The organism is Ciceribacter sp. L1K23, assembly GCF_018122705.1.
In the GTDB taxonomy this organism is placed as follows: Bacteria; Pseudomonadota; Alphaproteobacteria; order Rhizobiales; family Rhizobiaceae; genus Allorhizobium.
In genome coordinates this window covers 1,729,802-1,742,715 of the sequence record NZ_JAGRRC010000001.1, presented here as the reverse complement: position 1 = coordinate 1,742,715, position 12,914 = coordinate 1,729,802, and the positions used below count along the sequence as shown (strand labels likewise).

General features: G+C 64.8%; 11 protein-coding genes. 4 read left to right on the top strand and 7 right to left on the bottom strand.

Features of this window, described 5'->3' with window-relative positions; all coding sequences use genetic code 11:
• Nucleotides 1–20: 20 nt before the first annotated feature.
• The 6 genes from glp to gltA all read right to left on the bottom strand — a co-directional run bounded on the left by glp (nt 21) and on the right by gltA (nt 7,029).
• A complete protein-coding gene (gene glp / locus J5J10_RS08145) occupies nt 21–1,244 on the bottom strand; it encodes a gephyrin-like molybdotransferase Glp (RefSeq protein WP_211929518.1) in 1,224 nt (407 codons plus the stop codon).
• Nucleotides 1,245–1,247: 3 nt separating this feature from the next.
• Nucleotides 1,248–1,739 carry a cyclic pyranopterin monophosphate synthase MoaC gene (gene moaC, locus J5J10_RS08140; RefSeq protein ID WP_211929517.1) on the bottom strand — a complete coding sequence of 164 codons (492 nt, stop codon included), beginning with the start codon at nt 1,737–1,739 and terminating at the stop codon, nt 1,248–1,250.
• Complete coding sequence (trpC, locus tag J5J10_RS08135) at nt 1,736–2,551, bottom strand: indole-3-glycerol phosphate synthase TrpC (RefSeq protein ID WP_211929516.1); 816 nt, start codon at nt 2,549–2,551, stop codon at nt 1,736–1,738. Before trpC ends, moaC begins: the two co-directional genes overlap by 4 nt.
• Nucleotides 2,548–3,573, bottom strand: a complete 1,026-nt coding sequence (gene trpD, locus J5J10_RS08130) for an anthranilate phosphoribosyltransferase (protein ID WP_211929515.1) — start codon at nt 3,571–3,573, stop codon at nt 2,548–2,550. The genes trpC and trpD overlap by 4 nt, the downstream gene beginning before the upstream one ends.
• Before the next feature lie 28 nt (nt 3,574–3,601).
• Nucleotides 3,602–5,488 carry a peptidylprolyl isomerase gene (locus J5J10_RS08125; RefSeq protein ID WP_211929514.1) on the bottom strand — a complete coding sequence of 629 codons (1,887 nt, stop codon included), beginning with the start codon at nt 5,486–5,488 and terminating at the stop codon, nt 3,602–3,604.
• A gap of 251 nt (nt 5,489–5,739) precedes the next feature.
• A complete protein-coding gene (gltA, locus tag J5J10_RS08120; RefSeq protein ID WP_211929513.1) occupies nt 5,740–7,029 on the bottom strand; it encodes a citrate synthase in 1,290 nt (429 codons plus the stop codon).
• 208 nt (nt 7,030–7,237) lie between these two features.
• Here gltA and J5J10_RS08115 point away from each other — a divergent pair, with 208 nt between their 5' ends.
• On the top strand, nt 7,238–9,697 hold the full coding sequence (locus tag J5J10_RS08115) for a ComEC/Rec2 family competence protein (protein ID WP_349252052.1): 2,460 nt from the start codon (nt 7,238–7,240) through the stop codon (nt 9,695–9,697).
• Here J5J10_RS08115 and lexA read toward each other — a convergent pair.
• The gene (gene lexA, locus J5J10_RS08110) at nt 9,678–10,394 is read right to left on the bottom strand and encodes a transcriptional repressor LexA (protein ID WP_208550110.1); all 717 of its coding nucleotides are present in this window, start codon (nt 10,392–10,394) and stop codon (nt 9,678–9,680) included. The genes J5J10_RS08115 and lexA overlap by 20 nt on opposite strands.
• 162 nt (nt 10,395–10,556) lie before the next feature.
• Between lexA and J5J10_RS08105 the strand changes: the two genes are divergently transcribed.
• The 3 genes from J5J10_RS08105 (at nt 10,557) to kdsA (ending at nt 12,887) form a co-directional block, all read left to right on the top strand.
• The gene (locus J5J10_RS08105; protein WP_211929512.1) at nt 10,557–11,096 is read left to right on the top strand and encodes a DUF1003 domain-containing protein; all 540 of its coding nucleotides are present in this window, start codon (nt 10,557–10,559) and stop codon (nt 11,094–11,096) included.
• 70 nt (nt 11,097–11,166) lie between these two features.
• Nucleotides 11,167–12,045 carry a VOC family protein gene (locus J5J10_RS08100; protein WP_211929511.1) on the top strand — a complete coding sequence of 293 codons (879 nt, stop codon included), beginning with the start codon at nt 11,167–11,169 and terminating at the stop codon, nt 12,043–12,045.
• The gene (kdsA, locus tag J5J10_RS08095) at nt 12,042–12,887 is read left to right on the top strand and encodes a 3-deoxy-8-phosphooctulonate synthase (RefSeq protein WP_208550116.1); all 846 of its coding nucleotides are present in this window, start codon (nt 12,042–12,044) and stop codon (nt 12,885–12,887) included. Before J5J10_RS08100 ends, kdsA begins: the two co-directional genes overlap by 4 nt.
• The last annotated feature ends 27 nt before the right edge of the window (nt 12,888–12,914 follow it).

The window sequence follows — 12,914 nt, the reverse complement described above, 5'->3', positions numbered from 1 at the left end:
ACGTCTCCACCCCATTTTTTCTAACTGTCGATCGACCGCAGCAAAAGAACCGGGCAGGGGCTTCCCGCTTCCAGCGCTGGGGCATGGGGCGGACGGATGATCAGGCATTCGGACTTGGCGAAGATCTTCATCATCGACGAATCCTGCTTGCCGTGGCTGCGGGCGAGCAGGCGGCCGTCGGCATCGCGACGGAGTGTCGCGCGAACATAGTCCTGCCGCCGGTCGTTGGCGGGCATGGCCGTCTCGCTCACCGCCATCCGTTCGCGCGACAGGGGCGATCGGCCCGAAAGCGTCAGTAGCAGCGGTTCGAGAAACAGAAGCCCGCAGACCATGCTCGACACCGGATTGCCGGGCAGCCCGAGCACGTGCATGTCGCCCAGGCTCCCGACCATCAGCGGCTTGCCGGGGCGCATGGCGATCTTCCAGAAATCCAGCACCATGCCGCAATCAACGAGTGTCTTCTGCACCAGATCATGATCGCCGACCGAGGCGCCGCCGAGTGTCACCAGCACATCGGCGCCGGCGGTCCGTGCCTTTTCAACGGCCGCCGCGATCGCCGGAACCTGATCCGGCACGATGCCAAGATCGAGCACCTCGGCCCCGGCCTCGCGGGCAAGGGCGGCGATCCCGAACGTGTTCGAGCCAATGATCTGCGACGGACCCGGGGCCTCGCCAGGCCGCACCAGTTCGTCGCCGGTGGCGAGCAGCGCCACCAGCGGCCGGCGGTAGACATCGAGCGTCGCATGATTGGCCGCGGCGGCGAGCGTCAGGCGAGCGAAATCGAGACGGCAATCCTTCGCGAGCACGACCTCTCCTTCGGCGAAATCCTGCCCGCGCGGCCGGATATGACGGCCGGGCTGCACGGCAAATGTCGTGCGGATGCGGTTGCCCGAAAGCACCTCCGCATCTTCCTGCAACAACACGGAGGTCGCACCGGCCGGAACCGGCGCGCCGGTAAAGATTCGCACCGCCTCTCCCGGACCGACGGAGCCTTCGAAAGCGTGGCCGGCCGCCGATTCGCCCATCACGGTGAATTCCGATCCAACCGCGGGCGCGTCCTCGGCCCGCAGCGCGTAGCCATCCATCGCGGAGGCATCGAAGGGTGGTTGGGTGAGCCTGGCGGTAACGTCGGCGGCGAGTCTGCGCCCGTCGGCCTCCATCAGGCCGACCGTCTCGGTCCGGGTGATCGGAGTGGCCCGCGCCAGCAGCCGGGCCTGAGCATCCTCGACCGGCAGCAGCGTCATGGGTCAATCCTCCGCGCGGCGGTAGTCGCCGGACTTGCCGCCGGTCTTCTCCACCAGCCGGATGCCGCCGATTTCCATCGCCTTGTCGGCGGCTTTGGCCATGTCGTAGATCGTCAGGCAGGCGACCGAGACCGCCGTCAGCGCCTCCATCTCGACGCCGGTCTTGCCGGTCAGCTTGACGGTCGCCGTGACCCTGAGGCCGGGCAGGGCAGTGTCTCCCGCGATGTCGACGGACACCTTGCTCAGAAGCAGGGGATGGCAGAGCGGGATGAGGTCGGAGGTCTTCTTGGCCGCCATGATGCCGGCAAGCCGGGCCGTGCCGACCACGTCGCCCTTCTTGGCGTCGCCGGCGAGGATCAGCGCCAGCGTTTCGGGCCGCATCCGGATATGGCCTTCGGCCACTGCGATGCGCACCGTCTCTCCCTTTGCACCGACATCGACCATATGGGCCTCGCCGGACGCGGAAATATGGGTGAGGCGGGTGTCCTCGCTCATTCGGCCGCCATCGTCGCGGCGTCGCCGGTCAGAAGCGTCTTCGTCGCGCCGGTCACGTCGTCCTTGCGCATCAGGCTCTCGCCGACGAGGAAGGTGGAGATACCGGAGGCCTTGAGCCGCACGCAGTCTTCATGGGTGAAGATGCCGCTTTCGCCGACCAGCAGCCGGTCGTCCGGCACCATGGTGGCAAGACGTTCGCTCGTCGAAAGGCTCACCTCGAATGTGCGCAGGTTGCGGTTGTTGATGCCGATCAGCGGAGAGGAGAGTGTCAGCGCCCGCTCCATCTCCTCTTCGTCATGCACTTCGACCAGCACGTCCATGCCGAGGTCGAAGGCGCACTGTTCCAGCTCTCGCGCTTCGGCATCGGAAAGAGAAGCCATAATCAGCAGGATGCAGTCCGCACCCCAGGCGCGGGCCTCGAACACCTGATAGGTGTCGAACATGAAGTCCTTGCGCAAAGCCGGCAAAGAGCAGGCATTGCGAGCCGCCGTCAGGAATTCCGGCGCGCCCTGGAAGCTCGGCGTGTCGGTCAGTACCGAAAGGCATGCGGCACCGCCCGCGTCGTAGGCACTGGCAAGCGCCGGCGGATCGAAATCCGGGCGGATAAGGCCCTTGGACGGGCTCGCCTTCTTGATTTCGGCGATCAGGCCGAATTGACCGGCTGCCTGCTTTGCCCGGAGTGCCTTCAGGAAACCGCGCGGTGCCTCCCGGTCGGCGGCGCGGCGCTTCAGCTCCTCGAGAGACACCTTCGCTTTGGCGGCCGCGATCTCTTCGCGCTTGTAGGCTTCGATCTTCCTGAGGATATCGGTCATGCCGGCTGCTCCGCACGGTTGGACACGGCGACGAGCGTGTCGAGCGCCGCCGAGGCAGCGCCGCTTTCAAGCGACTCGGAAGCCAGCGTCATGCCCTCCTCGATCGTCTTCGCCTTGCCGGCGACCATCAGCGCGACGGCCGCGTTGCAGAGGGAGATGTCGCGGTAGGCATTGCGGGCGCCGGAGAGAACCTCGCGCAGCGCCGCCGCGTTGGCGATGCCGTCGCCGCCCTTCAGCGCTTCGAGTTCGACGGTCGGCACGCCGAAATCCTCAGGCAGTAGTTCGAACTCGCGGATCTCGCCATTCTCCAGCGCCGCGACCTTCGTCGGGCCCGTGGTGGTGATCTCGTCGAGGCCGCTGCCATGCACGACCCAGGCGGTGGTCGAGCCGAGGTCGCGCAGCGCTTCGGCGAGCGGCAGCACCCATTCCGGGGCGTAGACGCCGAGAAGCTGGCGCTTGACGCCGGCCGGATTGGAGAGCGGACCGAGCAGGTTGAAGATCGTCCGGGTCCCGAGTTCGACGCGGGCCGGACCGACATGGCGCATCGCCGAATGATGCATCTGCGCGAACATGAAGCCGATCCCGGCTTCACGGATGCAGGCGGCGATCGCCTCCGGCTCGATGTCGAGCTTCACACCCAGCGCCGAGAGGCTGTCGGCGGCACCGGATTTCGAGGACAGCGCGCGATTGCCGTGCTTGGCGACCGGAACGCCGGCGCCGGCGGTGATCAGCGAAGCGAGCGTTGAGATATTGTAGGTGCCGGTCCCATCGCCGCCCGTGCCGACGATATCGACGGCGTTCTCCGGCGCCGATACAGGCAGCATCTTAGCCCGCATGACACTGACGGCGCCGGCGATCTCGTCGACGGTCTCGCCACGCACACGAAGCGCCATCAGGAAGCCGCCGATCTGCGCCGGGCTTGCTTCTCCCGACATAATGATCTCGAAGGCTTCGCTGGCCTCGCGCCGGTCTAGTGGCTGGCGGGCGGCGATCCGGGCGATATAGGGTTTCAGGCCGGTCATGCGCGATCCCTCCCGTTGCCCCGTGCCGTCACTGGACCATCGCCTGGTCGGCGAGGGTCTGGTTGATGCGCACACCATAATCGCTCTGCAGCTGGTTCACCATCTGGTCCAGGATGTCGTCGCCGGCAGCATTGGCGATCGCCTCGACCTGATTGTCATCGGCGGCAAGAACGTCCCCGCCGGCGCCGGACTGTACATTGGTCACCTTGAGCACGACCTGCGTATCTGGATCGGCGCCCGGCGCGCTGTCGGCAGTGCCAACCGGGCCACTGAAGGCAGCCGCGACGCCGGCCGAGCCGAGTACCGCGTCGTTGTCGGAGCGCTTGAGCCCCGTTTTCGTCTCCACGGCGATCGAAAGTTCCGTGGCGAGGTCCGCAATCGTCTCGCCTTTCTCCAGCCGCTCGCGCAAAGCTTCTGCCTTGGCGCCGAGCGCAACGCGCTGCTGTTCAGCGGTCCAGTCGGCCAGCGCCTTTTCGCGGACCTCCTCCAGCTTGCGTTCACGCGAAGGAACGATGTCGGCAACCTCGAACCAGAGATAGCCGTCACGGCCGATGTTCAGCGGCAGGGCCTCGACGCCGACATCCGTTTGGAAGACGTCCGTCAGCAGCTCGGCGCCGCCCGGCAGATCGACATCCTGTTCCGAGGTGTCGCGGCCGGTGTTGTCGACGAGTGGAACCTCAACAAGTTGCAGGTTCAGTTCCTTGGCCGCATCCGCTAGCGTCGCGCCCGATCCCCGGATGTCCTCAAAGCGGTCATGGACAGTGAGAATGTCCTCGACGGCGGCGGCCTGCGCCAACTCGTTACGGATCTCCTCCTTCACCTCGTCAAAGGTGCGGGTGGTATCGGGCTTGATATTGCTGATGCGCAGGATCACCGGTCCGAAAGCGCCGTCGATGACGGGCGTCGTTCCGCCGTTTTCGGCGACCGCGAAGGCTGCGTCCGCAAGAGCGGGATCGGGAATCGACGCGCGAGTAAAGTCTCCAAGAAGCACATCCGTCGCCGTGCGGCCCTGATCGGCCACCAACTGGTCGAACGAGGTGCCACGCGAAAGCTCCTCGGCCGCGGCGTTCGCCATGTCGCGGTTCTCGAACGTCAGCTGCTCGATCGTGCGCGTACCAGGGATCTCGTAGCTCGCCTTCCGGCGCTCGTAATCCTCGCGGATCTGTTCGTCGGTGATTGCGGCGGGTTCGGCGATATCGGAGGGTTCGAGCTTCACATAAGCGAAGCGGCGATATTCCGGTGCATTGTAGCGGGCCTTGACCGTGTCGAACCAGGTGGCGAGCACATCGTCCGCGGGCGGGGCGACCGGGTCGAGATTGGCCTTGGTCAGAAGAAGATAGTCGACGTCACGTGTCTCGTTGCGATAGGCGCGCAGCGCCTCGACGAGAACCTGGGGCGCCTTGAACCCATCGGCCGTCGCCTCAACGATCTGGCTGCGGATCGCGACGTTGGAACGCTCCAGGATGTAGTCATCTTCCTGCAGGCCGGCATTGCGCAGACGTGCGGTAAACACCTGCCGGTCGAACTGGCCGCCGGCGCCGGTGAAGGCCGGATCGTCAGCGATCAGCTGCGCCAGACGATCTTCCGAAAGGCCGAGATTCATCTCGTCCGCCAGTTCGTCGAGCGCCGCGCCGGCCGACAGCTGCGCGTAAACCTGGTTGACGACGCCGAGCGCGCGGGCCTGTTCCGTTGTCAGCTGCGTGCCGAACTGGCGGCTGAGTTCGGCGAGCCGGCGCTGGTAGGCCAGCCGGAATTCCGACGCGGACACAGACTGGTTGCCGACGGTGATGACGGAATTCGAGGTATCGGCGATGATCGAGCTCGACACGCCCCAGATGCCGAACGAGACGACGAGCAGGAGCAGGAGCAACTTGGCGACCCAGGTACGGGCGGCGTTTCTGAGTGAATCGAGCATCGGGACGCAAACCTCTTGTCTTTGCCTCGAAAACGACCGAAGCAGTGGACGTTCCTTAAAGCAAACTTTCCGGGAAATGAAGGCATGTTTGGGGAAAAGGCCAACGGTTGCCGACACGGTGGCGCGATGCTGCGGCGCAGGCGCGGCCAAAGCGGCTGGCGCTCGCAGACGGGGAGCGCGGTTCGGTCCGCCGTCAATGAGAAAACCCGGCACGAAGGCCGGGTTTTGCAGGTGGTTCAGTCGTATCGGCCTCAGCGCTTGGAGACAGGCAGGTAGTCGCGCTTCGGCGAACCCGTGTAGAGCTGACGCGGACGGCCGATGCGCTGCTGCGGGTCCTCGATCATCTCGTTCCACTGGGCGATCCAGCCGACGGTGCGGGCGAGCGCGAAGAGAACGGTGAACATCGTGGTCGGGAAGCCGAGTGCACGCAGCGTGATACCCGAGTAGAAGTCGACGTTAGGATAGAGCTTCTTCTCGATGAAGTAGCTGTCGTTGAGCGCGATCTTTTCGAGCTCCAGCGCAACCTGCATCAGCGGGTCGTCGGCGTGGCCGGTGGCTTCCAGCACCTCGTACATGGTCTTCTGCATGATCTTGGCGCGCGGATCGTAGTTCTTGTAGACCCGGTGGCCGAAGCCCATCAGGCGGAACGGATCGTTCTTGTCCTTGGCGCGGGCGATATATTCCGGAATGCGGTCGACCGTGCCGATTTCCTGCAGCATGTTGAGCGCCGCTTCATTGGCGCCGCCGTGAGCCGGACCCCAGAGGCAGGCGATGCCGGCCGCGATGCAGGCAAACGGATTGGCGCCCGACGACCCGGCGAGACGGACGGTCGACGTCGAGGCGTTCTGCTCGTGGTCGGCATGCAGGATGAAGATGCGGTCCATGGCGCGGGCCAGAACCGGGTTCACCTGGTATTCCTCGCAAGGAACGGCAAAGCACATGCGCAGGAAGTTGGCGGCGTAGTCGAGATCGTTCTTGGGGTAAACGAAGGGCTGGCCGATGTGGTACTTGTAGGCCATTGCGGCGATCGTCGGCATTTTCGCGATCATCCGCAGCGACGCGACCATGCGCTGATGCGGATCGGTGATGTCGGTCGAGTCGTGGTAGAACGCCGACAGCGCCCCGACCGTGCCGACCATGACGGCCATCGGATGGGCGTCGCGGCGATAGCCGGTAAAGAAGCGGCTCATCTGTTCGTGCACCATGGTGTGGTGCGTGACGCGGTAGTCGAAGTCCTTCTTCTGCGCAGCCGTCGGCAGCTCGCCATAGAGCAGCAGGTAGCAGACTTCGAGGAAATCGCCCTTGTCGGCGAGCTGTTCGATCGGATAGCCGCGGTGCAGCAGCACGCCCTCGTCGCCATCGATATAGGTGATCTTGGATTCGCACGAGGCCGTGGAGGTGAAGCCCGGATCGTAGGTAAAGGCGCCCGTGTGCTTGTAGAGCGCGCCGATATCGATGACGTCGGGGCCGATCGTGCCCGCCTTGACAGTGAACGGGACCGACTTGCCGTCCAGTTTCAGTTCAGCGCTTTTTTCCGTCATGCTTTTCCTCCGACAGTGTCAGGGGACGCCGTCCGGGACGGGCCCACCAGTTAAGCGTTTGACTGTAGCTATATGATACGAAGATGAATGCCAAGTTAGCCTTAGGGCAAATTGTGCATCGCGAAATGCACGGGCGCAATGCGTCTGCTGCACGCCTCCTTGCCGCTTTTCGCAAACCTTTCAAGCTGCTACCGTAGGTCGAGCGGCCGTGAGCGCACATCTCCGGCGGCGGCTCGCGAGGGCGTTTGAGGTGGACGGGACAACCGGGCGAAAGGAACGCGGGGAGGCGACGGTCGCGGCCGATGCCTGGCCTTCCGCGCCGCCTTCCTTGAAAGCTGCCGAGCGGCTCCGGCTTCGTGCCCCGGACCGGGAGGATGTGGCCCGCGCCTGGGAGATGGAAGCCGCCCACAGGCACCTTTTCCTGTTCGTGCCGGTCCTGCTCGGCGCCGGCGCGGCGATCTGGTTTTCGGTCGCGACACCGCCGCCAGCGTGGGTGACGGCCGGCGTCGCCAGCGTTTTCTTCGCGGCCGCTCTCCGCCGCGGGAACGCCGCTGTCGCACCGATCGTGGTCTTCCTTCTCCTCTGCGGCATGCTGCTGGCGGAATGGCAGACACGGCGTGCGTCCACCGTGCTGCTCGACACGCCGGTCACTACCTTTCTCTCCGGCAGGGTCGAGGCGCGGGAAGTGGGTCCGGCCGGCGACTGGCGCTATCTGGTGACCGTCACCGAAACCAGCGAACCGAAGCTCAAGCGTCCCCCTGTGATGGTCACGCTGGTGACGCGCGCTACCCATGACCCTTTCGCCGTCGGCGAAGCGATCACCGGGCGCGTCCGTCTCTCTCCGCCCTCGGGCCCCGCGCTGCCGGGCGGCAATGACTTTGCCTTCCAGGCCTATTTCAGGGGTGTCGGTGCCGTGGGCTACGTGCTCGGTGCACCGCAGAGGCCGACCGATGTAGATGACGCTCTGGCTGCCAGCGCCGACGACGAGAGTTTCGCCGTGACGGCGGGCCGCCTGCTGCAGGCGGTTCGAACGACGGCGACCGACCGTATCCGGTCGGTGATCAGTGGCGATGCGGGCGCATTCGCGGCGGCGATCATCACCGGGGAACGGCGCGGCATGTCGGAGGCGACGGTCGAGGCGCTCAGGATTTCCGGTCTCGCCCACGTCATTTCGATTTCGGGACTGCATATGGCGCTTGCCGCAGGACTGTTCTTCGTCGGAATGCGCCTGCTGCTCAGCCTCTCGCTCGGCCTTGCCCATGCGATCCCTGTGAAGAAGGTTGCGGCGTTCGGCGCCCTGCTGGCGGCCACCGCCTATCTGTTGATTTCCGGAGGTCAGGTCTCGGCGGTGCGCGCCTATGTGATGATGGCGGTGATGCTGGTCGCCGTCCTGATCGACCGTCCGGCGATCAGCCTTCGCAATCTCGCCGTCGCGGCACTCGTCATCGTCGTGATCGAGCCGTCCGAGGTGGTCGGGCCAAGCTTCCAGATGTCGTTTGCCGCAACCGCGGCGCTGATCGCCGGGTATGCGGCGTGGCGAAACCGCCGCCGCGATGACGGCTTTCTTCCCGAAGGCCTGCTGCCAGCGCCGCTTCGTTATCTCGCAGCGCTGTTCGGCGGCATTCTTTTAAGCTCGATCATCGGCGGCCTGTCGACGGCGGCCTTCGCGGTCGATCATTTCCACAGGCTCGGCGTCTACAGCCTGCCGGCCAATCTCGCCGCCATGCCTGTGGTCTCCTTCCTCGTGATGCCGATGGCGCTGATTGCGATGATCCTGATGCCTTTCGGGCTCGACTACATCCCCTTGAAACTCTTGGGCTTCGGTCTGGAGATCACCATAGCGCTCGCCAGGGAGGTGGCCTCCTGGGGTGGCGATGGCGGCATCGAGCGGCTGCCGGCGTGGTTCCTGCCATGCTTCACCGCCGGCTTCGTCGTTCTGACCCTGATGCGGACCTGGCTGCGTCACGCCGGCTCGGTGATCATTCTCGCGACGCTTGCCGCCGTGGTCGTCCTCCCGCGTCCGCCGGCCGGCGCCCTTCTGGTCTCCGAGGATGGCGGGCTGGTCGGGCTGACGGGCGAGGGCGGCATCGCCACCAACCGTGCTCGTCCGCCCGACTTCGTCTTTTCGCAATGGCAGGAGGCGCTCCAGCGGCATACGCATCTGAAGCCGTCGAAACAGGACGCAGCGGCGCTGGCAGATGCTTTTCGGGAGGCGAGGGCGGCCGGTGGCGCGGTACCGCAGGACCTGATCGACCGGACGCGCGCGGCCATGGACAGCATCGCCGCCGACATTCCCGCGGACCGGTTCATCTGCCTCGGCCGGATCTTCTGCCTGACGCGATTGACGCCGCAGCTTGTTGTCGCAACTGTGGAGGAAACATCTCTCGTCGGCCTTGCCTGCGACCGCGCCGATCTCGTGGTAACACCGAGGCGCCTGCCGTTCCGCACCTGTCGCTCGGGCGCGCGACTGATTTCCGCCGATGACCTGCGCCTCACCGGATCGCTGGAACTCTGGCCCGAGGGTGAAAAGGGACTTCGGATCCGTTCGGCCATCTCCGGATCGCCGCGTCCCTGGAACATGCACAGACGATACGACTGGCGTGGCGACGATTACGTCACGACGCCGGTCGACGAGGTGATCGCGAGGATCAGTGGTAGCGGCGAATGAGGCCGACGAGCCTGCCCTGGATCTTGACCCTGTCAGGCGGGAAGATGCGTGTCTCGTAGGCCGGATTGGCCGCTTCGAGTGCAATCGAGGCGCCGCGGCGGCGGAAGCGCTTGAGCGTCGCTTCCTCGTCATCGACCAGCGCCACGATGATGTCGCCGGGATTGGCGGTCGTGCCGTTGCGGATGATGACCGTATCGCCGTCGAGAATGCCGGCCTCGATCATCGAATCGCCCTTGACCTCCAGCGCATAGTGCTCGCCGCCGCCGATCATATCGGCAGGCACCGAGATATCGTGCGTGTTGTTCTGGATCGCCGAGATCGGCACGCCGGCTGCGATGCGGCCCATGACCGGTACCGAGATCGAGTTGCCGTTGTCGGCGACCGGCTCCTTGGCGGGCGCGGCCGGGACCGCCGGCTTCTTGCCGAGGCTGCCCTCGATCACCGCCGGCTCGAAGCCCCGACGGGCCTGCGGCGGCGAATAGGCTTCCGGAAGCTTGATGACCTCCAGCGCCCGGGCCCGGTTGGGCAGACGGCGGATGAAGCCGCGCTCCTCGAGCGCCGTGATCAGACGGTGAATGCCCGACTTGGAAGCAAGATCCAGCGCATCCTTCATCTCGTCGAAGGACGGCGGCACGCCGGACTCCTTCATTCGCTCGTGAATGAAGAGCAGAAGTTCCTGTTGTTTGCGCGTCAGCATCGGCGAATCCCGGTGAAACAAATACAGAACGGACACTATATGTTCCATATGTGTTCCGCAAGTGCCTAAATTTCCGTGAACAGTGATGAAATACCATTGTTGACTGCCTCCGGAACGGCTTTCTGATGAGGCGGCATCATCCCGCGCAAGGAAGGACATCGGATGGTCGAGATCGGTCAGAAGCTGCTGGGCAAGACGGCGGAGCAGTTGAGCGCCGTCGAACGGCGTGTTTTGAAGAAGGCACGGGAGCGCCGGATCGTGTCCGCCGATGCCCATGAGGATTTTCTCGCGACGGCGACGCTGGGCCAAAGGCTCGCGGACGGTATTGCCAGGGTCGGCGGCTCCTGGAGCTTCATCTTCGCCTTCATCGCATTTCTGGTGATCTGGGCGCTGGCGAACACGATTTTCCTGACGAAGGACGCGCCGGACCCCTATCCGTTCATCTTCCTCAACCTCTTGCTCTCGATGCTGGCCGCGATCCAAGCACCGATCATCATGATGAGCCAGAACCGCCAGGCCGAGCGTGACCGTTACATGGCGGCACGCGACTACGAGGTCAATCTGAAGGCGGAGATCGAGGTGCTGGCGCTGCACGACAAGATCGATATCGAGGTGCTGGTCGAACTGCGCGATGCGCGAAAGCAGATCGACCTGCTGATGGATGAGGTGACAAAGCTTTCCGCGCGGCTCGAAACGCGGTAGGGCGGGTGCGATATGAAGGCTCGCTCTGTCAGATCGGGATGAGCGGACGGGAATGGGAAGGAGACAGGACATGACGGCACGCACGATCGACCATCTGGTACTGCCCGTCATCTCGATCGAGGCGGCGCGGGCAAGGCACGCCGCTCTGGGCTTCACCGTCGCCGCCGATGCGCGACATCCGTTCGGAACGGAAAACGCCTGCGTCTTCCTTGCTGACGGCACCTATCTGGAGCCGCTCGGCATCGCGAGCCGGGAGGAGTGCGAAGCCGCGGCAAGGGCCGGCAATGTGTTCGTCGCCCGCGACCAGGCCTTCCGCTTCCGCTGCGGCGAGGGCCTTTCGGGAATTGCGATCACGTCCGACGATGCGGCGTCCGATGACGCCCGTTACCGGGAGGCGGGGCTATCGGCGGGTGCCATCCTCGAGTTCTCGCGACCGGTGCGGATGCCGGACGGGAGGGACGCCACCGCGAGCTTCCGGCTGACCTTCGCCGCCGATCTGCGCGCGCCGGATTTCTTCCTGTTCAACTGCCAACGGATCAATCCTCTGCCCGCCGATCGCGGCAGCCTGACAACCCATGAGAACGGCGTCTCCGGCATCAGGAGCGTCGTGGTCGTCGAGGAGAACCCGTCCGACTTCCAATATATCTTCGAGGCGGCCTTCGACAGCCGCGAGATCGGCGCCAATTCCTTTGGAATCGACCTCGTCGCCGGCGGCACGAAGGTGGAGGTCATGACGCCGGAGGGCGCGCGCGCCTATTTCGGGCTGGAGGCGCAAAGCGCGGAACGCGGACTGCGGGGGCGGGCGGTTGTTTTCGCTTGCCATGATCTTGGCGTGACAGAGCGTCGGCTTGTTGCTAATGGGGTGGCCTTCTCGCGCCAGGGCGGCAGGCTATCGGTCCCGCCGGCACCGGGTCAGGGCGTAACCTACATCTTTGAGGAACAGGCATGAGCATTGAGACAAATTCCGTCGTCACCGTCGGCGAAGGTGCCGTCAAGGTTTCCTTTTCCAATACGGCGCGCTTCTCGCTGATCGCCGGTCCGTGCCAGATGGAAAGTCGCGACCATGCCTTTATGATCGCCGGCACGATGAAGGAACTCTGCGAAAAGCTCGGAATCGGCCTCGTCTACAAGTCATCCTACGACAAGGCGAACCGCACCTCGATTTCCGGCAAGCGCGGCATCGGTCTCGACAAGGCCATGGAAATCTTCGCCGACCTGAAGAAGGAATACGGCTTCCCGGTCCTCACCGACATCCACACCGAGGAACAGTGTGCACTCGTGGCGCCGACGGTCGATATCCTGCAGATCCCGGCCTTCCTCTGCCGCCAGACCGATCTTCTGGTCGCGGCCGCCAAGACCGGCCGTGCGATCAATGTCAAGAAGGGCCAGTTCCTCGCCCCCTGGGACATGAAGAACGTCCTGAACAAGTTCACCCAGAGCGGCAATCCGAACGTGCTGCTGTGCGAGCGCGGCGCCTCGTTCGGCTACAACACGCTCGTCTCCGACATGCGCTCGCTACCGATCATGGCTGCGATGGGTGCGCCCGTTGTCTTCGACGCGACGCACTCGGTACAGCAGCCGGGCGGGCAGGGGGGCTCCTCGGGCGGTCAGCGCGAATTCGTCGAGACGCTGGCGCGGGCAGCAGTTGCGGTCGGCGTCGCCGGCCTCTTCATCGAAACCCATGAAGACCCGGACAATGCGCCTTCCGACGGCCCGAACATGGTGCACCTGAAGGACATGCCGCGGCTTCTCGAAAAGCTGCTGGCCTTCGATGCCGTCTCGAAGGGCTGACATCAGCCTAAAGTCTTGAATCGAAAC